Origin of the sequence: Pseudoalteromonas sp. TAB23 (assembly GCF_000498075.1) — a bacterium.
Taxonomy (GTDB): domain Bacteria; phylum Pseudomonadota; class Gammaproteobacteria; order Enterobacterales; family Alteromonadaceae; genus Pseudoalteromonas; species Pseudoalteromonas arctica.
Window position 1 is genome coordinate 15,070 of sequence record NZ_AUTP01000367.1, and the last position, 20,927, is coordinate 35,996.

The 20,927-nt window shown below is 38.1% G+C and carries 19 protein-coding genes, 2 tRNA genes, 2 pseudogenes and 1 riboswitch; of the genes and pseudogenes, 10 read left to right on the forward strand and 13 right to left on the reverse strand.

Features of this window, described 5'->3' with window-relative positions; all coding sequences use genetic code 11:
* The 3 genes and pseudogenes from L654_RS0124995 to L654_RS01000000126845 all read right to left on the reverse strand — a co-directional run bounded on the left by L654_RS0124995 (position 1) and on the right by L654_RS01000000126845 (position 4,637).
* Positions 1 to 1,401: an alpha/beta fold hydrolase gene (locus tag L654_RS0124995; protein ID WP_024609369.1), complete on the reverse strand. Its 1,401-nt coding sequence runs from the start codon at positions 1,399 to 1,401 to the stop codon at positions 1 to 3.
* On the reverse strand, positions 1,391 to 4,111 hold the full coding sequence (locus tag L654_RS0125000) for an ATP-binding protein (protein WP_024609370.1): 2,721 nt from the start codon (positions 4,109 to 4,111) through the stop codon (positions 1,391 to 1,393). The genes L654_RS0124995 and L654_RS0125000 overlap by 11 nt, the downstream gene beginning before the upstream one ends.
* 72 nt (positions 4,112 to 4,183) lie before the next feature.
* A pseudogene (locus L654_RS01000000126845) lies at positions 4,184 to 4,637 on the reverse strand (Lrp/AsnC family transcriptional regulator).
* A gap of 136 nt (positions 4,638 to 4,773) precedes the next feature.
* Here L654_RS01000000126845 and L654_RS0125010 point away from each other — a divergent pair.
* Together L654_RS0125010 and L654_RS0125015 are read left to right on the forward strand one after the other, a co-directional pair.
* Positions 4,774 to 5,943: a monodechloroaminopyrrolnitrin synthase PrnB family protein gene (locus L654_RS0125010; protein ID WP_024589494.1), complete on the forward strand. Its 1,170-nt coding sequence runs from the start codon at positions 4,774 to 4,776 to the stop codon at positions 5,941 to 5,943.
* A gap of 1 nt (position 5,944) precedes the next feature.
* Positions 5,945 to 7,069 (forward strand): aminotransferase class V-fold PLP-dependent enzyme, encoded by a 1,125-nt coding sequence (locus L654_RS0125015; RefSeq protein ID WP_024609371.1) that lies wholly within the window; start codon positions 5,945 to 5,947, stop codon positions 7,067 to 7,069.
* Here the strand turns inward: L654_RS0125015 and L654_RS0125020 are convergent.
* The 4 genes from L654_RS0125020 to L654_RS1000000128495 all read right to left on the reverse strand — a co-directional run bounded on the left by L654_RS0125020 (position 7,053) and on the right by L654_RS1000000128495 (position 8,628).
* Positions 7,053 to 7,541 carry a DUF4124 domain-containing protein gene (locus tag L654_RS0125020; RefSeq protein WP_007579794.1) on the reverse strand — a complete coding sequence of 163 codons (489 nt, stop codon included), beginning with the start codon at positions 7,539 to 7,541 and terminating at the stop codon, positions 7,053 to 7,055. The genes L654_RS0125015 and L654_RS0125020 overlap by 17 nt on opposite strands.
* Positions 7,542 to 8,033: 492 nt before the next feature.
* Positions 8,034 to 8,126, reverse strand: a tRNA-Ser gene (locus tag L654_RS0125025).
* Positions 8,127 to 8,178: 52 nt separating this feature from the next.
* Positions 8,179 to 8,269, reverse strand: a tRNA-Ser gene (locus L654_RS0125030).
* Positions 8,270 to 8,487: 218 nt separating this feature from the next.
* On the reverse strand, positions 8,488 to 8,628 hold the full coding sequence (locus L654_RS1000000128495; RefSeq protein ID WP_010554841.1) for a hypothetical protein: 141 nt from the start codon (positions 8,626 to 8,628) through the stop codon (positions 8,488 to 8,490).
* A 327-nt stretch (positions 8,629 to 8,955) separates the two neighbouring features.
* Between L654_RS1000000128495 and L654_RS01000000126850 the strand changes: the two genes are divergently transcribed.
* Both L654_RS01000000126850 and L654_RS1000000128040 read left to right on the forward strand, forming a co-directional pair.
* Positions 8,956 to 9,495, forward strand: a complete 540-nt coding sequence (locus tag L654_RS01000000126850) for a diacylglycerol kinase family protein (RefSeq protein WP_029753778.1) — start codon at positions 8,956 to 8,958, stop codon at positions 9,493 to 9,495.
* 197 nt (positions 9,496 to 9,692) lie between these two features.
* A complete protein-coding gene (locus tag L654_RS1000000128040; protein WP_158001158.1) occupies positions 9,693 to 10,091 on the forward strand; it encodes a hypothetical protein in 399 nt (132 codons plus the stop codon).
* Between the two features lie 37 nt (positions 10,092 to 10,128).
* Here the strand turns inward: L654_RS1000000128040 and L654_RS0125050 are convergent, their stop codons facing one another.
* Positions 10,129 to 11,058, reverse strand: coding sequence for an EamA family transporter (locus L654_RS0125050; protein ID WP_024609372.1), 930 nt, complete (start codon positions 11,056 to 11,058; stop codon positions 10,129 to 10,131).
* Between the two features lie 102 nt (positions 11,059 to 11,160).
* On the opposite strand from L654_RS0125050, the gene L654_RS0125055 reads away from it, so the two are divergent.
* Entirely contained in the window at positions 11,161 to 12,603 is a 1,443-nt protein-coding gene (locus L654_RS0125055; RefSeq protein ID WP_024609373.1) for a PLP-dependent aminotransferase family protein, read from the forward strand.
* Positions 12,604 to 12,679: 76 nt separating this feature from the next.
* Here L654_RS0125055 and L654_RS0125060 read toward each other — a convergent pair whose 3' ends face one another.
* A complete protein-coding gene (locus L654_RS0125060) occupies positions 12,680 to 13,474 on the reverse strand; it encodes a YggN family protein (RefSeq protein WP_007579800.1) in 795 nt (264 codons plus the stop codon).
* 388 nt (positions 13,475 to 13,862) lie between these two features.
* Here L654_RS0125060 and L654_RS0125065 point away from each other — a divergent pair, with 388 nt between their 5' ends.
* Positions 13,863 to 14,048, forward strand: coding sequence for a hypothetical protein (locus L654_RS0125065; RefSeq protein ID WP_007579801.1), 186 nt, complete (start codon positions 13,863 to 13,865; stop codon positions 14,046 to 14,048).
* Positions 14,049 to 14,166: 118 nt separating this feature from the next.
* Here the strand turns inward: L654_RS0125065 and L654_RS0125070 are convergent, their stop codons facing one another.
* From L654_RS0125070 to L654_RS0125080, 3 genes and pseudogenes are all read right to left on the reverse strand, one after another.
* Positions 14,167 to 14,664, reverse strand: coding sequence for a glutathione peroxidase (locus L654_RS0125070; protein WP_010554845.1), 498 nt, complete (start codon positions 14,662 to 14,664; stop codon positions 14,167 to 14,169).
* A gap of 73 nt (positions 14,665 to 14,737) precedes the next feature.
* On the reverse strand, positions 14,738 to 15,037 hold the full coding sequence (locus L654_RS0125075; protein ID WP_004335020.1) for an AzlD domain-containing protein: 300 nt from the start codon (positions 15,035 to 15,037) through the stop codon (positions 14,738 to 14,740).
* 33 nt (positions 15,038 to 15,070) lie between these two features.
* Positions 15,071 to 15,651 (reverse strand): annotated as a pseudogene (locus L654_RS0125080) (AzlC family ABC transporter permease); the annotation flags it as partial.
* Between the two features lie 107 nt (positions 15,652 to 15,758).
* Here L654_RS0125080 and L654_RS0125085 point away from each other — a divergent pair.
* The 4 genes from L654_RS0125085 (at position 15,759) to L654_RS0125100 (ending at position 19,929) form a co-directional block, all read left to right on the forward strand.
* Entirely contained in the window at positions 15,759 to 16,415 is a 657-nt protein-coding gene (locus tag L654_RS0125085) for a cytochrome b/b6 domain-containing protein (RefSeq protein WP_007579804.1), read from the forward strand.
* An 88-nt stretch (positions 16,416 to 16,503) separates the two neighbouring features.
* Positions 16,504 to 16,592: riboswitch (cyclic di-GMP riboswitch) on the forward strand.
* 96 nt (positions 16,593 to 16,688) lie between these two features.
* On the forward strand, positions 16,689 to 17,252 hold the full coding sequence (locus L654_RS0125090) for a hypothetical protein (protein WP_024589489.1): 564 nt from the start codon (positions 16,689 to 16,691) through the stop codon (positions 17,250 to 17,252).
* Between the two features lie 142 nt (positions 17,253 to 17,394).
* Entirely contained in the window at positions 17,395 to 19,470 is a 2,076-nt protein-coding gene (locus tag L654_RS0125095; RefSeq protein ID WP_024609375.1) for an oligopeptidase B, read from the forward strand.
* 60 nt (positions 19,471 to 19,530) lie between these two features.
* Positions 19,531 to 19,929: a hypothetical protein gene (locus tag L654_RS0125100; protein WP_024609376.1), complete on the forward strand. Its 399-nt coding sequence runs from the start codon at positions 19,531 to 19,533 to the stop codon at positions 19,927 to 19,929.
* Positions 19,930 to 19,951: 22 nt separating this feature from the next.
* Here L654_RS0125100 and L654_RS0125105 read toward each other — a convergent pair whose 3' ends face one another.
* Positions 19,952 to 20,704: a response regulator transcription factor gene (locus L654_RS0125105; RefSeq protein WP_024609377.1), complete on the reverse strand. Its 753-nt coding sequence runs from the start codon at positions 20,702 to 20,704 to the stop codon at positions 19,952 to 19,954.
* Positions 20,705 to 20,927: the final 223 nt, after the last annotated feature.

The following is a 20,927-nucleotide window of genomic DNA, read 5'->3' on the forward strand; positions in this document are numbered from 1 at the left end:
TTACCTTGTAGTTGTTCTAAGCTGTTCTACGTTTTTAATAAACGTACTAATTTGCTTTTTAAGCTCGGTAAAATGAGGATTATAAGTTAAGCGTTGTAAAGCCGGATAGTGTTTTAAGTTGGCGCTTGTACGCTCTCCTAGTTGTGGGTTTTTTGTTGTTTTACATGTTTTGTACAGGGACTCGTCGTTAATAAAGCTGCCACAATTACGATAGGTTGCGTTAATTCCATAATGTGGATTTTGCGGTGAGTTAACAACAGCAATATGCGACATACCATGAACTTTTTTACATTGAGGCGTTGTGCACTGCGGATTATTTACTGTGTAGTCACTAGCAAAGTCTGGCGGTAAAATATCAGTGCTTCCATAAAGTACTAAAGTATCGAGCGGCTTATATTTTACTGAATTATCTTTGTGTAATGCACTCAATAACTTTAGCGTGGCACGCGTATCTATCGTGGTATCAATATCGCTAAGTACACTAAAAATAGGTAATTTAAGTGCAGAGCGTTTGTTTAAGCTACTAATACTTGCAAGTGACATTGCATCGTACGACGCGGCAGCTGCATTTAAAGGAAATGACTCATACTTAGCAAAGTCTACATCGGCGTCTTTATCAATCCAATTAACAAAGGGTATGGCATCAATCCACTTTGCTATCCAGCCGTACTTATTATGTGGCTCAGAGCCGGGCGAATAAAGCATAAGCGCTTTAATTTTTGGCGAAACAGTGTGTTTGGTTGCGTAATCAATAAGTAACGCTGCACCGGTAGAGTAACCTGCGAGTATCACCTCATCAAAGTCTTGTACGGAGCGTTCAATACCGTATTTTATTGCTTGTTGCCATTGGCTAACGTCTACATTGAGTAAGGCACTTGCGGCGCTACCATGTCCTGGTAATAAAATAGTACGCACAGTATAGCCTTGCTGATAATACACTTGTGCTAAATCGTGATACGTAAAGGGGGAGTCAGTTAGTCCGTGGATTAATAGCGCAACTTTATTGCTGTTTGGATGCGTAAGCTCAAAAGGGGCAATAATATCTGCAATAGTAGGGTCAGGTTTTCGCGTACCTTGTGTTACTAATTGCTGATACGTTTGTGTAATAACAGGGCATGGCATATTTGCACGCGGATTAGCTCTATTTATATGTTTATATGCAAAATCTAAGTAATCGTTAAATGGCAAAAGGGCGTGGTAATTAAGGCGCTGGTGGTTGTGCTCATTTTCAAAGCGTAATAAGCCTTGTTGCTTACTTTTTGTTATAAATTTAAAGTCGCTCGCCTGCGATATACAGTTTTGAGCGACAGCTGTATGAGAAAAAACACTTAAAACTAAACCAAAAGCTACTTTTAAAAATACTCTAAAAACTATTCTTAAAATTAAACCACTATTGTTCATTAACTTCTGCATATTGGACAAGACACTCGGTTAGCTTAATGAGTTCAAGCGGTTTTGCAAGATGTTGATTAAATCCAACGGCTTGTGCATGTGCTTTATCCTCTGGCATTACGTCGGCAGTTAAAGCAATAATCGGGAGTTCTTGTTCGGTTTTAAACTGGCGGATCAGTGCCGTTGCTCTATAGCCATCCATTATAGGCATTTGGCAATCCATAAGGACTAAATCAAAATGTTGTTTTTTCACTATATCGACCGCCAACTCACCGTTTTCTACTATATACGGCACAATCCCTAACGAGCCAAGCATCGCTTTAATAACCATTTGATTTACTGGGTTGTCCTCTGCGACCAAAATGTCTAGCGAAGTAATATTAGTATTATCAAATGTAATAACATGTTCTTTTTTAGGCTCTGTTGTTTCTAATCGCATTGAAAATGTAAAAGTAGAGCCTTTATCTACTTCACTTTTAAGGGCTATTTCTCCCCCCATTAATTGGCTTAGCTCTTTTGCTATTGTTAAGCCAAGCCCTGTACCGCCAAACTGCCTTGAGGTAGAACTATCAGCTTGGGTAAATGCGTTAAATAATTTTTTATGCTGGCTTGGTTTTATACCTATTCCGGTATCACTAACGTTTATCACAAGCTGTACTTTATTGGCGGCAGTAAACTCTGTTTCTATGTTTAAAGTAACGCTGCCTTGGCTTGTAAATTTAATCGCGTTACTACATAAATTAAGTAATACCTGCTCAATTCGCATAGGATCACCAATAAACCAGGTATCTAAAGGTAGCTTTGAGTTAACTTGCCAGTTAATACCTTTGTTAACTGCGCTTTGTTCAAACATATTGTCTATGCGTGTTATTAAGGCACCTAGGTCGAATGCAATAGATTCAATAACTAACTTTTGGGATTCTATTTTTGATATATCAAGAATGTCATTAATTAAGTTTAATAAACTTTTAGATGATGAGTTTATTTTATCTAAATAGCCAATGAGTGTACTTGCACTGTCTGTTTCTCGAGCAAGTGAAGAAAAACCAATAACGGCGTTTAATGGTGTACGTATTTCGTGGCTCATATTCGCTAAAAATTGGCTTTTAGCCTGATTAGCTAAATCAGACTGCTGCTTTGCTTGTGCGAGAGAGTGTGTACGCTCAGCAACTTGACGTGTAAGTGCAATTTGTTGCTGATTAAACAGCAGTAAAACCATTAAAATTAAAGAACATACGGCAACTTGGAGTATGAGCAATAATAGAGTTAGTTGGCTATTATGTTGTGTTAAAAAGCTTTCTTTGAGGGCTAGTTTTACAATCCATTTTTGCCCTGCAAAGTCCACGTCAAACGACATTAAACGGCTGCCTTTTGCTTGCTGAACATTTTGAGAGTAATTACTATAAAACGGCGGTGTGTTTGTATCTTCGTATATACCAATCGAAAACATATCAGACTGTTCTTTAGAAATGGCCTGCTCAATAATACTACGCACTAAAAATATACCAGTGGCATAGCCTTTAATTGTTTTTTCATCATTATATTGGGAGTACACAGGGGCAAATAATAAATAGGCTGGTTTAGGTTGTTTGGTTTGCACCAACTGAATTATTTTAGTTCCGACTGGCATGTACTTTATAGCGGGGTTAAGCAGAGAGTTTTTTCGATCAGGGTTTGAAAATACATTAAAGCCAATAGCTTTTTGATTACCATTAAAAGGAGCTATGTATTTTACAATAACAAGGGGATCGTTAATTTCAAGAGGTTCGCCAACTATATCAATATCTAAATGGTAAATGTTTGATATTTCTTGAGCAAAGACTTCGCGTTGATCTTGAGGTATTTTTGCATTCCACGATAAAGCGTTAATAAACTCGTATTGAGTTAGTAACTGACTAGCATAAGAATAAAAATCTTGCTGGCTCAGCATGGGAGATGATTGAACCTGACTTGCTAAGCTCTGCACTGCAATAATACTGCGATTTGTATATCTATAAAGGCTGTTTTCTATAACGTGGACTTCACGTTCGGCAATTTTAATAGTGCTTATACGATTTTCCTGATCGTATAATTGTGTTGTTACCGCGACCGATAAAAATAAAACTGAGCATACTGCAATTGTCGGAAATGCCGATATAGTATGTTGATTAGACTTTTGTGGTAATAAAGAAAGTAAAAACGGAGTCGCAATTAATACCCCTAATGTATCGCCAAGCCACCAGTAAATAACATTATTCCAATGATTATCAATACTGTAAATCGAGTTAAATTGACTCAGTGCGAATACGCCAAAGTTAGCTGAAATTAAGCTGACCAATATGGCTATGACTAAAATAAAGTAAATTATATTCTTGCGCTTTTTAAAGCGCAGCGGGTGACCAAGCCAATACTTTAAAAGAGCTGCGCCGACCATTGCCTGTATAACAACACCAAAGGCGATATACATTGCCTCGTTGAATGAGTTGCCGACCAGGACTAGCTCATGAGCTGAACTGTCAAAAATATTAAGGTTAAAGGCAATTGCAGCTACAAATAAAGGCGGGATAAAGCGCCACCACCAAATATAACAACCGACTAGAGCTATGCCGGCAGGTAACCAAATTGGAATTATTTGCGAGTTAAAAGCAAGTTTAGTGAGTGCTATGCCGACTAAAAAATATGCTAAAGCAAACATGATGTAAAAAATAATGGAATGATTTTTAGAGTTAAAATTTTTCACATAAGGTCCAAGCAATTATTATTATCGTTTTGAAATATCAGTATAGCTAACAGTAAGTTATTTTGGTTATTTTTATAATGGTAACTGTTTTTTGCTAAATGACTGCTTTAACACGACTGTTGATTCTATATTTGCAATACAACTTAAACTACCTAGTTGATGTTTTACAAATGTTTCGTAGCTCTCAAGATCATGTGCAATGATTTTTAATAAATAATCATAGCTTCCTGATATTACACAACACTCTAATACATGTGGTAACTTTTCTACATGTTGCTCAAATTGCTCTGCAGCACTTACCGAGTTTTGGCTTAATCGTACGAATGCATATACCAACACATTAAGGTTAAGTGCTTTAGGATTTATGGCGGCGNTAGCCGGTAATAATGTTTTCTTGCTCTAACTTTTTTATACGCCTTAGGCAAGGTGTATCCGATAGGTTAATACTGCTGGCCAAGTCTGAAACCGACATACGAGCTTGGCTTTGCAGTGCAATGAGTAATTGCTGATCTTTTTTATCTAACATAGTTGTCGGCTTTTATTAATTATTTTTATATTTGTAGTGATTATTGCTAAGTATTGCAGTTTTTACTAATTTTTTTGGCGTTTTACCCTCATTGAACTCTGTTAGCATTTAACTATAAAAATAATAGAGCACACCAATGAACACACATACCGCTATTTTCGATCACTGGATACGAACAGAGTTTGTCACTTTAAATAGTGAATTAGAGCAGCTTTATTGGCAGCAAACCGATAAAGCAAATGTAGAAGGAATAGGTGAGGCCTTAAAGCAACAATTAGAAAAAGAAGGCAACGCATTAATTAGCAATTTATTAGCCGAGGGAAACACAGATCAAGGCTTTGATAGCGCTTTTGACTTACTCGGTAACGTAGGATTGTTTATGGCGGCGTGTAGGCGCCATGAAATTACTGAGCCAAGCAGAGAAACTACTTCCCCACTAATAGAAGCCTCAGCGCTTGCTATGCATATAGGCGCATCCATTGGCGTAACCCCTCGTTTTGCTACCGCCCACTTAACTACTCATAACAAAGCACTTAACGGTATTTATAAACGATTTACCAATTTACCCGACGAAAAGCTATTTCTTGATTACAACACCCAAGGTATTTTGGCCTATAAACGTGCAAGTGATGCTTTATTAAAAATATTGCCGTTAGGTATCTCACACCCCCTGTGTGGTGAGTTATTAAAAGTAGCCAAACAAGCACTTATAGATGTAATTGAGTCAAACAATGCACTTTATTCTGAGCTCGATACAGATCGCTTTTTTAACTGCGTTCGCCCTTATTATAAACCGTACCGTGTAGGTAAAGAGGTTTACAGAGGTGCAAATGCTGGTGACTTTGCAGGTATTAACGTGATTGATATGTTACTAGGGCTTTGTAGCGCAAATGAGCCTAGTTACTCGCAAATGCTGGTGGATAAGTTTTTATATATGATGCCAGAGGATCAACAAATCCTGCGAGAAGCCATGCGTATGCAAAGCTTTATGGATGACTTTTTACAAGCAGAGCAATATAAAAATACAGATTGGTTTAAAAGCCACGCAACGTTATTTATCCAAGTGTGTAAATTACATGGTGACACCGCAGTCGGTCATCATAATCAACTGGTTGAAAAGTTTATTGCTCAGCCTTCAAAAAATATGCAACAGCAGCATATGAGCAAGGTAACAGCAAGTGGTCCGCCGCTTCATGTGTTGCTTGATTCGCTCGAAAAATTAAGAGATAGGCGAGCCAGCGCAAAACGCGACGATATAAAAACACGTTTTGACGATCTAAATACACTTAAAAAATGGGTTAAATAGCATGCTTAAAAATGATTTTTGTATGGCTGATGGCTGTTATTTACTAAACCACTCGGTAGGGCGTCCTCTTAAAAATACGCAGCAATATTTAGCACAGCACTATTTTTTACCGTGGGAGAGCTCAAATCAAGAACCTTGGCAACAATGGCTGCCCGCAGTTGAGCAATTTACTACCGCGCTTGGTAAGTTATTTAATGCGCCTAGTTCGCAGTTTTGTCCTCAGGTTAATTTATCAAGCGGCTTAACAAAGTTGCTTATGTCGCATCCACGGCTACAGCAAAAAAATTGTAAAGTGCTTATGGCGCAAAGTGATTTTCCGAGCATGGGTTTTGCAATGCAAAAAGCATTACCAGAGTGCGCACAAATTATGTTTATACCAGAGCACGAAAACCTAACTGATATTAGTGTTTGGCAGCGTTATATAACTGGTGATATCGATTTAGTTTTTATAAGCCATGTGTATTCAAATACAGGTGTACAGGCGCCTGTATACGATATTGTAGCTATAAGTAAATTAACCAATAGCTTGTCAATAATTGATGTTGCTCAATCAGCGGGTGTTATACCGCTTGATTTAAGCATACTCGATGCTGACTTTATGATTGGCTCGAGCGTTAAATGGTTATGTGGTGGCCCAGGTGCAGCTTATTTATGGGTTAACAAAAACCAAATAGAGTATTGTGAGCCTAAAGATGTGGGTTGGTTTTCGCATCAAAATCCATTTGAGTTCAATATAAACCACTTTGAATATAACGCCAGTGCGCTCAAATTTTGGGGGGGCACTCCCTCTGTAGCGCCTTATATTATTGCCGCAAATAGCATTGCTTACTTTGCAGAGCTAACTGCTCACAAGGTAAGGAATCATAATTTAGCTATGCTTACGCTTATTCATGAGCAACTAGGCAAATATGTTGCATCACCTATGAGTAGTGATAAATGCAGCGGGACTGTTATTTTGTTTTTTAACAAGCAGCAAGACCATGTACTTACAGAGCTTAATAAAGCGAAAGTCAGTGTAGATGCTCGCAAATTTGGAATACGAGTATCGCCACATATTTATAATACTCAAGAAGACGTTGCGCAATTTATTTCTATAGTAAAACGAGCGCTTAAGGGTTTTGGCTAAGCTGCTGTTTTCTTTGTTTTAATGACTCTATTTTTTGCTGCGTTTGATTAATTGATGCGTCGTAAGCTTGCTTTAACGAATTTGTTTTAGTTGCGATAGCATCAGCAATAGACGAAGCGCCTAAACGATTGGCTTTATCTTGAGTCATGTAATCTATCTGCTGTTTTTTAGCTGCGTATTCTTTTTGGCTTTGTGCAATAGATAGCTCAAGACGCTTTATTTCTCGTTCTATTTGTTGAACTTCTAAGTAGTCATCCACAGAGGTGTCGGTAATACCTTTACCGGGCGTAGAGCTTTTGTATGCTTCAATTACGTTTATATCTTTAAGAGTAATAACTTGTGCATCTTTAGCGCAAGGCGTTTGGCTAAAGGTAGGAACGCCCTTAATTACACACTTATACACTGTTGTACTTTGTGCCAAGGTAAAAAATGGTGCTGCCGCGCAAACTGATAGCAATATGAACCGGATCATAGCTAAACCTAAAAGTGGCTAAAGTTATGTTAATAATGCCCTAAGTTATTACTAGGCACAATTTGTTTAGTTTTTATAATTTTTAGGTACAAAAAAACCACAATTAAGTGGTTTAAATTAAGTATGGTCCAGAGGGAGGAATAGACTTGCTTACATCCATGTAATCAATCGCTGCGCGACGCTTGCAGCGGCCCAAAATGTTCCAGACATTTTGTCGAACCCTGTCGAGGGTTCTCACCCTCCCAATTTAGTATCGGTGTTAAATTTTAGGCACAAAAAAACCACAATCAAGTGGTTTAAATTAAGTATGGTGGAGAGGGAGGGATAGACTTGCTTACATCCATGTAATCAATCGCTGCGCGACGCTTGCAGCGGCCTAAAATGTTCCAGACATTTTGTCGAACCCTGTCGAGGGTTCTCACCCTCCCAATTTAGTATTGGTGTTAAAATTTAGGCACAAAAAAACCACAATTAAGTGGTTTAAATTAAGTATGGTGGAGAGGGAGGGATTCGAACCCTCGATAGAGCTACAAACTCTATACTCCCTTAGCAGGGGAGCTCCTTCGGCCACTCGGACACCTCTCCAACGCATAACCGTTTGTATTGATGGAAGTAAAAAAAGCCACCAATTAAAATATGGTGGAGAGATAGGGATTTGAACCCTAGATGGGCTATAAACCCATGCCGGTTTTCAAGACCGGTGCATTCGACCACTCTGCCATCTCTCCGTGACGCAGAATAATACTTAGGTGATACCGCTGTGTAAATAGCAAAATGACTGTTTGCCTAAAAAACGTACGTAAATGAGGTTTTTTTTGTAAATAAGGGGAAATTAAGGCAATTTTTAATAAAATAAATAGGTTGCAGCAAACAAGGGGAGCTAAATAAGTGACTTCATTTAGTGGTTGAGTGTTCGCTGCACCGAAAAATAATCATGGTTGGGTGATTATTTATATTGAGCTGCGCCGCTAAGTGCTAGTCTTTTACCAATAGTGTTAAGTCTAGCTAACATTCTTGCTTTACGGTTAGTTGGTTTAACTGCTACTTGAGCTGCTGCTGTTTGATTTAATGTGTTAATTGGTTTCATTATTTTGCTCCGGGTTGTATATGTTGAAATCGCGTGCATTTTGCACGTTGTTTGATTAAAAAGACAACGATAAAAATTGAGCCTGACGGATTAGTTAAACTAATCCTTATTTATTTTATTAACGTGCGGTTCAGTGTTTTTTATTATGGTTTTTGCATAAGTAGTTAAAATAAAATCGGCGTTATTCTCGCCAATACTGGTGTTTGTGTGTGTTTTTATTTATTTATATGCATTTTACACAACCTTTTTTGACTAGTTATTCAGATTAAAAAAACTCAATTAAACTCTTTTTTATTCGTTCTTAAATACATTGTTGGAAACAAAAGCTTGTCACTACTAATAATTATTAAACCAAGTACAAAAAAACAGAATGAAAAATCACTAATGTGGCTTAAAAGCATCTGTAAAAAACGCAGTTTTTCTTATTGTATGTTTACTACAACAGGAAACTTTAACGATGACTGCGCTCAAATAAGGTTGCTACTGAGTAAATTTACCAAAGTAGTTGTACTTGGCGGAGACGGTACATTGAGCTTGGCGGTTAATGCGTTAATAGGGAGTAGCTGTACGTTAGCATTATTGCCTTGCGGTACAGGTAACGATTTCTCGAGAGGGTTTAGTTGCAAAGAAGATGATTGGCGAAAGGCACTATTTAATACACCGACAGCAGTTGATGTAGGAAAAATTAATAGCCGCTATTTTATTAATATTGCAGGGGTAGGGTTTGATGCTCATGTAGTTAAAGCGATTAATGCTAAAGCTAGTTTTTCATCTTTTGAATACAGTTGGACGAGCATTAAGGAGCTATTTTATTATCAAGCTCAGCAGTTACAAGGTACGTTTAATAACGATGTTAGGGCGTGTTGATCTTTGTGGATTGAAATTTGTTCAATCTAGGGGCGATTAAATTGCGGCGCGATGTTTGTAACCTAGTGGGCTAAGTAAAAACCGAGCAACAAAGAGTTAATCGTCCCTAGAAAGAACCCAAAGGGCAGCACATGTTTGGCATTTATGCTGCGTTATCGCCTATTTATGGGGAATAACCACACTGCATAGGCTCTGCCTTGCCTAAAAACCAAACATACTGCTGCAAATTCAACCACCAAAGGTCAACACGCCCTAGGCAGTATAAAAATTTAATTACCGTATTTGCTAATCATAAGTACTTTGGTGGTGGTCTAGAAATAGCGCCAAAAGCAGATTTAACTGATGGGCTGCTTGAGTGTTATCAAATGCGATCGGGTGGGCTTTTTTATAATGTAATAAGCTTCATGAAGTTGTTTTTTAAGCGCCATCAGCATATAAAAAACCTTAACTACAGTCGCTTAAATACAGCTTCCATAAAAACTGAAGGGTTATTGATTGAGGCAGATGGTGAACTGGTAGGTAAAACTCCTGCCGTTATTAGTGTACATGGGCAGGCTTTACTTTTTTATATGCCAATAAAAAAGCGCCTACAGTAGGGTAGGCGCTTTTACGTTAGTTGCGTTAATAACGCGTCTAACTGGGGACGGAGCCACTTTTAGCCATTGCTCTATTAGCTAAAAAGTCGTTAATTCGTTTTGTTGGAGTAAGCACAATGGCGTTACCTAATAGCACTAGGCTAAATCCTGCAAAGGTATTTGCGTGCCATTCAAAGCCTTCAAAAAAGCTACTCAGTGTTACTGCCACTAATGGGAATAAAACAATAACGTAGCTGGCTTTTTCAGGGCCTATATTTCTAAGTAGAGCAAAGTAGCAACCAAAAGCGATTACAGTGCCAAATATTGATAGATAAAGTAGTGATAGCCAGTAACTTGGTGGAGCGTTTAAACTAAATTGCACATCGTTCATTAATACGTATAAAGCCAAGCCTATAGCGCTGTATAACATACCCCATGCATTGCCTTGCAATACACCAATTTGTTTACGAGAATTACGAACGCTTACCATATTTCCTAATGAAGCCACAAAGGTGCCACCAAGGGCAAGTAGTAACCCGACCAATGCACCATTACTCAAGTCGAACTGCTGTAACTGTGGCCAAAACAGACACGTAATACCTAATACAGCGAGTACAGCACCTGTATAAATTCGTTTTGAGATTGGCTTACCAAAAAATAACCGAGTATTGACTATGTTCATAACCAGCAGCATTGAAAAGGCAATAGAGGTCATGGCTGAGGTAAGGTGATTTTGTGCCCAGTAAAGCATTAAATAATTTAATCCAAAATTACAAATGGCTAATAAAACAAAAAAGCCATGATCCAGTAACTTAAATCGCATGTCGGGTTTTTTGTACGCTACATATAGCCACATTAAAAGCGCTGCAATAGCAAAGCGATAAAATAACGATAACTCTACCGCAATATCACCTAACTGAAACTCTATGGCTAACCAAGTTGAGCCCCAAATTAAAACGGTTGTAATGTATAGCGCTGCACTTTTCATGGTTAGTCTCCAAAGCCCGGTTGAATGGCTATTTTAAGACCTATCTGTATACTTACCATATACAGAAAAGTAAAAATGTAACCTATACAGATTTGGTGTGTGATGATAAGACAAAAAAATAGCCAAGGGCATGAGTTTTTATATCAGCAAGTTATTCAGTTGATTAGAGATATGAGCGCTCAACAAGTTTTACTCCCCGGCGAAAAACTTCCATCACTGCGTAAAATGGCAGATAACTTAAGCATAAGTATCCCCACTGTAAAACAGGCTTACCAGTCACTTGAAGATCAAGGGTTGGTAGAGGCGCGTGAAAAATCAGGATATTTTTTAAAAGTCGTTAGCATGGCGCATAATTTACCTAAACGAGTTAAATTAAGTCGCGAACCTGTTGTGGTAAATAAACAAGCCTTAATAGAGCAGGTGTACAGCGCGATTCATCAAGCGAACGTAGTTCCTTTTGGTATCGCTAACCCAATTGCTGCTGCACCTACCGATAAAGCACTGGCCAGAAATATGCGCCGTGTAATGACAATTGCGGGCAGTAAAGCCATAAACTATGGACCAACAGATGGGTTTGTGCCGCTGAAAAAGCAATTGGTGCATCGCTATTTAGATTTTGGTATTGGTATTGATATGGACGAGCTTGTGATCACCAATGGTGCGCAAGAGGCCATGGCTATTGCGCTTAAGTGCGTGACAAAGCCAGGCGATGTAGTGGCTATTGAGACACCTTGTTATCACGGGATTATAGAGCTAATAGAAAGCTTAGGGCTTAAAGCGCTCGAAATACCACTGTGCCCAGATAATGGCATTTGGTTAAGCGATTTGGAGCGCGCTTTAAATGAGCATGACATAAAAGCGTGTTTATTCTCGACAGCAATTAGCAACCCTGTGGGCAGCTTTATGCCAGATACAAACAGGCAGCAGCTGGTGGAGTTACTCGAAAGCCACGACGTAGTGCTTATTGAAGATGACGTATACGGCGATTTATATTTTACGGCAAAACGAGGCACACCTGCTTTAGCGTACTCTAAAAAAGGATTAGTGATCAGTTGCTCATCTTTTTCTAAAACCGCAGCGCCTAGCTATCGTGTGGGTTGGGTCGTTGCCGGTAAGTTTGCAACACAAGCGAGGCGATATAAACGAGCACTAAGCTGTTCTGCTTCGTTAATAAACCAATGGGCGTTATCAGAATTTATTGCCAGCGGCGAGTACGACCGTAACTTAAAGGTACTCAGGCAGCGCCTGCGCGATAACAAAGAGCGTATGCGATGGTGTTTACAACAAGCTATGCCAAAAAATACACGTATAAGCGATCCAAAAGGAGGCTGTGTAATGTGGCTAGATTTAGGAGGCGAATACGATAGTCAAAAATTATTTTTACTTGCTCTTGAGGTTGGTATTAGTATTACCCCTGGGCTTATTTTTTCAGCCTCTAATAAGTATAAAAGCTGCGTAAGGTTAAGTTATGGTGTGCCGTGGAGCGAGCAGATAGAGCAAGCAATTATTACTCTGGGTAAGCTCACTTTATTAGTTAAAAAGTAAGTTTAGTAAACACAAAAAAGCAGCATTTAAGTAAACTTAAGTGCTGCCAAAGGGATGTTAAATAACGTTTGCTGTACTAATTGTGTTTAAAGCTAAATAACTGGTAACCTTTAAGCTCTGGCACTTGCATTACTAATTGCTCTTCTTGTTTTGCGATATCAGCAAAGTTTTCACATAAAGAGTTAGCACGTTCTTCAAGTGCGCTTGCATGTAGCTCTACTTTTTCTTCTATTTGTGCACCCATATTTTCCATGCGTTGTTCAAAGGCATCCATATCGCCGCCTGAACCAAGTAACTCAGAACCTAAAGCCACTAAAATACTGCCCATTGATTGCATTACTGCTGATTCAACCGCTGTTTCTATCTGCTGCTCAAATTGTTGTTCAAAGTTTTCGCCAAATTGATTAAAACTTTGTTGGCCCATTACAAATGTACCTTGCTGGTAAAATGTGTTTTCTACCTCAATTTTAATGTCGTCCATAAGCTCAGACATATTATCAAGACCGTCAATATTAAATGCATTGCCTACTTCTTCTAATGCCACACCGGCAATTTTAACACCCTCTAACGCTATATTAGCTACTTCAGGTAATTGAGTGCGTAAGCTGTCAGAGTACTTATTCAGTGCTTCGCGTTGTGAGCTATTAAGCGCTACAAGCTCGCCATTTACGGTTAAGTCACCATGGGTATTAAATTGCATAGTTTTATTATTGGCAGTAAAAATTTCTAATTCGTTTGGTTTAATACGTACATCGTTTTTAAATTCGACGTTACATTCATCGTTACTAAATGAAATTGCAGAATCGTTGTCGTTATGAGCCATAGCGGCTGGCGTACAAATTAATGCGCTAACTAATAGTAATTTTTTCATGTTTGTTCTCTACTTTTTGTTGATGACGATTAATTAATAACAAGTTTGATGCCAGTTTTGTTTTTTCATAAAAAACAACTGATTAAGTGTTTTTCTTTATTTTTTAGCAAGTCAAAATGATTAATAAATAACTATTTTTTAGTCAAATTGGCTAACTAATAAAAATTAATAAATTTTATTTATCGATACGATAAAAAACTCTCACTTTCCTCAATTCAAATTTAGCGCTATTTATTCACATTACTGACATGAAGACTATTTACAGTAGTCGCGTGGCTTTATTTTGATGTTAATTTGCAGAGCACTTTGGCATTAAACATTTTTAATTTTACCGGCTATTGCGATAATAAAATCCTTGGTTGGTCTCAAACACTTTATGGAGTGGGTTGTGGGTAAGACATTTAGTTACGATGCGCTAGATGACGATTTTGTTGAAGACGAGTACGAAATGCTCGGACGTAATCAACACGATAAGAACAAGCAAAAGGTTAAAAAGAAGTTGGAAGACTACCTTGAGCAAAAACGCTTGCGTAAAAATCTAGGCGAAGACGATTTAAGCGATTACACCGATTAAATTTCACTAGTATAAATAAAATACCAATTAATATTGAGAGTTTAAATGTGCAGTTATGCGTATGTTTAAGTTTCAATAGTATTGGCAATAAAGAGGCCTTGCGCCTCTTTATTACTTTTTAAAGCGTACTTTTAGCCTGTGCTAATGCTTTTTGAATTGTAAGTTCTAGCTTTTCGGGCTTAGTAAAAGGTGCATAACGTTTAATAGGCGTACCATCTGCAGCAATTAAAAACTTAGTAAAATTCCACTTTATTTTACGTGTTAAAAAACCAGGTAAAGCCGATTTCAAGTGACGAAATACAGGATGTGCATGCTCACCGTTTACATCTACTTTGGCCGCCATTAAAAAACTCACACCAAAATTAATTAAGCATCCTTGCTCTATCTGTGTAGCGTCTCCGGGTTCTTGCTGACCAAATTGATTGCACGGAAATCCCAGAATAACTAAACCTTGGCTGGCATACTTATTATGCAAAGCTTGAAGCGACTCGTATTGGTAGGTAAATCCACATTTACTTGCGGTATTAACAATAAGCACAACCTTCCCTTCAAAATCATTAAAGTTGATAGGCTGACCCTGTAAGCTTGTTGCGCTTAATTGATGGAATTTGTGCATATTGGTGTCTTTTTTATTGTTGTTAGCCGCATTTTAACCTGAGTGCAGTATTTCATAAAGTATAAAGATCGCACTAATTTAAAATTAGAAATAGCCCCATACCGGCAAGTGTTGTGTAATAAATATTATGTGTTTTGTAGGCAACAATAATGGCAACTATCGCTGCACTTAAATAAGGATTTTGCCAGTTTAAGTTAATGCCATCTTCATTCAAAAACACGATAGGCACCCAAATTGCTGTAAGCACTGCCGGTGCACTAAAGCTTAAAAATTGCTGCATTTTAGGGCCTACTTTAAACGGTAAAGCACGGTGTAAAAACAAATAACGTGTAAAAAATGTAATGCACGCCATGAGTAAAATAGTTGTCATCATGGCGTTACTTCCTTTTTAGTGGTTAGTCTTGCNCCCGCCACAATTACAGTAACGAGTGAGGCTAAATTTTTAATCCCCGGAATAACTAAAGCTATAAACGTGGCAGCAATCGCAAAGTCGAGCCCTAAATTGGTTAAATCGGGCAGTATTGTGCCTGCTACAATGCCAATTAACGTCCAAATATTCCATGCAATATAAAAGCTAAAACCAGCGCTCAATGCGTATATTAAACGTGTTTTTGTTCTGTATGCTTTTCTATGGTGAGAAAATGCAAATAGCTCATCGGTTAATACAAAACTTACTGGTAAGCGCCAACGCATAGGTTGGTCAATGACCTTATGACGCACAGCTAAACCGTATAAAAAGTGCCGAGAGCTAATAATAAATGTTGTGAATAAAATTGTGAGCAATGGTGTGTTGCCTGCCATAAGTTCAATCGCAACGAGTTGCGCCGAGCCTGCAAAGACTAATAACGACATTGCTTGGGTTTCTAGTGCACTAAAGCCATTTTGAATCGCTAAAGAACCACATAAAATGCCCCAAGGAACAACAGCTAAACACAGTGGTAGCATATCTAAAAAGCCTTTTAAAATAGCTTTTTTAACTGGTTGCATGATATTTACTCGCACGGCTTGTAGAATGGCTCATAAGGATACCTTAATATTATGATGTTAAAGTAGTTAACGAATTAGATAATACTGTTTTTTTAAGGATAGGCGCAATGACGACGTTAAAAGTGTGGGATGGGTTTATTAGATGCTTTCATTGGTTTTTGGTTGTAAGTATTGCGGTGCTTTATTTTAGTATTGAAGAGGGCATGATTGAGCTTCATTTTGTTGCTGGGTTCTTTACTTTAGCACTTATCGTAACGCGTTTAATATGGGGCATTATCGGAAGTAAAACCGCGAGATTAAGTGGGTTGCTGCACTCTCCTCGTGCTATTTTAAAGGCACTAAAGACACCAAGCGACTCGCTAGGCCATTCAGCACCTGGCAGTTGTATGGTAATGGTATTTTTTATAATTATAATTACGCAGCTTATTACCGGGTTAATGAGTAGTGATGGCATTTTAACTGACGGCCCGCTTGCTCAATATGTGTCTAGCGATACGATTGATTTTGCAAATTGGCTACATGAGCTGAATTTTGACATTTTACTTTATGCTATTGGTTTACATGTATTAGCTATTATTGTTTATAGAATAAAAGGTAAGCCGCTAGTTAAGGCGATGATCACAGGCTCAAAAGAGTTAAAAGCGGATGACTCTGAGGCTAAAGTAACAAAAGCGTCTTGGCCTGCGTGGCTAATATTTATATCTTTATTGGTGTTGCTGATATTTACGTGGGCGAAAGAACCTTTAACTTATTTATTTAGTTAAAAACACATTAAACCAATCTTAAAGGGTTGGTTTTTATTTTTGGTTACATTCTTTTGTTTGATTGTTATGCGGGGCCGAATTATAATCGCCGCATTGCTGGCAAACTAATCGAAAGATTAGGGCGCAAAGTTTCCGGTCTAAGGCTTTTTATAAAGCTATGGTAGCGGGACTACTGCATAACGTGTTGTTATGTATCACTTGCCCTCAGTGTGTTTTTTGTGTATCCATAGTGTATGGATAAGGTTTTGTAACTCTTAAGGTGTTGCCGTGTTTATGCATACGTCGTTGGCCTGTGGAAAGTGGTCAACAATAGGTTGCTTAAATCATCATACCCAATTGTTTATTGGCGATGTGGTGAGTGTAACCTTTTATGACATGCAAGGAGAGCTAGTTAGTTTATCATTTGATTACAAAATCACCTCGCTTGAACAAGGTGAACCTCACGCATGGCCACGTTTAGTTGCCGAGCATATTAACGTGCATGTACCCCTTGTTAGCGCAGGTAAAATGACCGAACAAGGTTTAATTGTAGCCTATAGAAACAATGAAATTTTTGCTTTGCAAAGCAGTGGTATATGTAAAGCGCATGTCGATTTTCATTGTATTGCAAAATGCGATGAGCGTGTTGTTAATAACCTTGATACTTATGATTACGTGTACCCTGAAAATTGTGAAAACTATAATGCGGGTACAAAGGTATTGCAGCCAAAAACAGGGCATGTTTATCAATGTAGGCCTTGGCCATTTAATGAGTTTTGCCGCGCGAGTGACGATAAAAAGTTTATGTTCGAGCCCGGTATTGGACAAAGTTGGGCTATGGCTTGGCAGCAAATATAAGGTTGTTAGTGAATTATCTTCCCAAAGGTATAGCGGTTTTAGTAATGAAGCGTTTACCGTTTTAGCCCATCCAACTATTGGATGGGCTTTTTTATTTTTATGATAAACTGCAAATCACATTATTTTTTTAATTGGTTTTGTTGTGTCTCGTCCTGACTACTCTTTAAGTTTATTACCTAATTTCCCGATTGCTAAACAGCAAGCCCATACATTAAGTACTCATAATAAAATACGCACTGATAATTACTATTGGATGCGTGATGACGATCGTCAGGATGAGCAAGTACTTGCACATTTACATGCTGAAAATGCATATTGTGATGAACAGTTAGCTGCAATGAAGCCACTTCAAAATACACTTTTTGAAGAGTTAAAAGCACGCATTGTAAAAGACGATAACTCGGTACCCGTTAAAGACGGGAAATACTGGTATCACTCAGAAGTTCGTGGTGATGATGAGTACTCTCGCCATTATAGAAGCACGAGCATAAAGGCTGATAATAAAGAGCTTTTACTCGATGTGAATATATTAGCTGAGGGATTTGAGTTTTTTGAGCTAGGAGAAGTCGCACTAAGCCCATGCGAGCAGCTTATGGCTTACTCTGAAGATACTGAAGGTCGTCGTATTTATAATGTTCGCTTTAAAAGCTTAACGACCGGTGAAATGCTACCTGATGTACTTGAAAATACAGAAGGGCAGGTTGTTTGGGCTAACGACAATAAAACTGTTTTTTATGTAAAAAAAGATTTAAAAACGCTACTAGGATACCAAGTATTTAGGCATGAGCTTGGCAGCGAGCAAAGCCAAGATGTAATGGTTTACGAAGAGCAAGACAGCAGCTTTTTTATGGGGCTTGGTAAAAGCCGCGACGAAGGCCTAATTATTATTGATTTAGCATCGACAGAGACCAACGATACATGGGTGCTTGATGCTAATAAGCCCACTGATGAATTTAAAGCATTAATGCCGCGTGAAGATGGCCACGAGTTTGACGTAGATAAGCTAGGTGACACATTTTATATTGTGACTAACTGGCAAGCTAAAAACTTTAGATTAATGACGGCAACAAACGAAACGATTGCTGATAAAACACAATGGTTTGAGCATACAGCTCACAGAGAAAATGTACTGCTTGAAGGTGTTGAGTTATTTAATGACTTTTTGGTATTGAGTGAACGCGAGCAAGGGCAAGCTCGATTTGTAGTTGTTAATAGGCAAGGGGATCGTATGGCACTTGAGTTTGCCGATCCTTGTTATTATGCTGCAATAGCAATGAACCCAGAGCCAGACACTCGCACTGCGCGTATTTATTACTCAAGCTTAACAACACCAGGCTCTTTATATGATGTTGATTTAGCAACTGGCGAAAAAACACTACTTAAACAGCAAAAAGTACTCGGTAGTTTTAATGCCGATGACTATCAGTCGGAGCGATTAATGGTAACTGCTCGCGACGGAGTTGAAGTACCTGTATCTGTTGTTTATCGAAAAGACAGCTTTAAAAAAGATGGCACAAATCCGTTATTTCAATACGGCTATGGCGCCTATGGTTATACGATTGATCCTAGTTTTTCTAGTTCGTCACTGAGCTTACTCGATCGTGGCTTTGTTTATGTTATTGCGCATGTTCGAGGCTCTGAAATGCTAGGCCGTGAATGGTATGAGCAAGGTAAAAAAGAGCATAAAAAAAATAGCTTTAGTGACTTTATTGATGTGACAAAAGCGCTTGTTGATCAAGGTTATTGTGATAGCAATAAGGTGTTTGCCTCAGGCGGCAGTGCCGGTGGCTTATTAATGGGGGCGGTTGTAAACCAGGCACCAGAGTTATATTGCGGTGTTGGCTGTCATGTACCATTTTTAGACGTATTAACCACAATGCTTGATGAAAGTATTCCGCTCACAACAAATGAATACGATGAATGGGGTAATCCAAATGAGCCTCAATTTTATGATGTAATTGAAGCTTACTCGCCTTATGACAATATTAGCGCACAAAACTACCCGAACATACTCGTTACTACCGGTCTTCATGACTCACAAGTACAGTATTGGGAGCCTATGAAGTGGGTTGCAAAAATGCGTGAACTTAAAACAGACAGTAATATTTTAGTATTTAAAACCGATATGGATGCAGGTCATGGCGGTGCATCAGGTCGTTTTAAAAGCTTAGAAGAAAAAGCCCTCGAAATGGCCTTTTTTATTGCGCTGTTAAATTAACTGCAAAATCGGAAAATTGTATTACTCTATATATAGAAGTTGATATATATAAGGTAATTTATGTTTGGAGCACATGGCGAATTTCAGATTTGTTCACAGCCCCCTCATATGTATTTAAAATTGAAGGGGAGCTTTAACAATGAAGGTATAACATCATTAACTAATGGTGTTATTCAAGAATTGAGCACTCACCCTGAAAATACAATTAAGTTTGTGGTTGTTAACTTAAAAGAGTTTGAACTGTTAACTTTAGATAGTCTTGATTCGTTAGAGGCCTATTTTGCGGGTGTAAAAGAACGTGGCTATCTACGAGTTGACTATATAAACATTAATATCATAGCTAAAAACATGTTTGAAAAAGTATGGAAAAATAGCGATGTAGAAGTTAATTTTTATAAAGATACCGAAAGCTATTTATTAGTGCATCCAAGTGATAGTTATATAAAACAGAACTGGTAATTAATATGAGTATTATAAACCGCTACTGAAGAGGGCTTATAATACTCTCTAAACACCCTTTATAGCGCCTTGAAAGGTTTAAGCACATATCGTTTTTAAGTCTTACTTTATAATCGCCACTGTCAGTAGGCATCAGTTCGCAGATAGCTTGTTTTCTTACCAGCGTTGAGCGATGAATACGAATAAACCCTTCTGGTTCTAGCTGCTGTTCAATATTTTTCATGGTTTCGCGGTGTAATACCGGTGTACTACCTTGGGTAAAATGCAGCTCTACATAATTGCCCGCACCATTTATCCAAATAATATCTTTTATATCAATTAGCCTTACCTTACCTACATCTTTAACTACGATATGTGATGATGCCTTTTCGGTTTGTGTGCTTTGTTGATATTGGCGCTCAGCCGCGCTTGCAATCGGGCAAAGATGAATTAGCTTATCAAAGCATTTATCAATACGTGGTGTAGTTGAATCTAAGATTAAAAAATCAACAGCGCCAACTTCAAAAGCAAAACTCGCAAAATGACCCGAATCAGCAATAATGACTAACTTAAGCTTTTTAGCAAGCTCAGTTAAATGCACTATTTGCATAGGGTCAGCCAGATTAGTTAGTTCGTAAAACAGCACGTTGTATTGATCTGTATCTATCTGATCTAATCTGTTTGCCTGAATAAAAGATTGAGATTCAAAGTGTCGGTGCTCTTGCACGCGCTTTGTTAAAAATGTTGCAAACTTAGTGTTACTAACAAAAGTTAATGCATGAAAAGAAGCGACCATTATTTTATATCTCTTGCTGTATATAATAATAAAGACCGTGCTTAGCGGAAAAACTGTTATGAAAAGTACAATATATTTATAAAATAATTGTGACGTACTAATTCGTCCCATCAAACTAGCTATTCATACCAAAGATTACGCCTAATAAATAACGTACGTAGAGTGTTTAAATAAATCCCCTTACTGTAATCCGCGAAGTAACTATTTAGTTACAAAAATAACA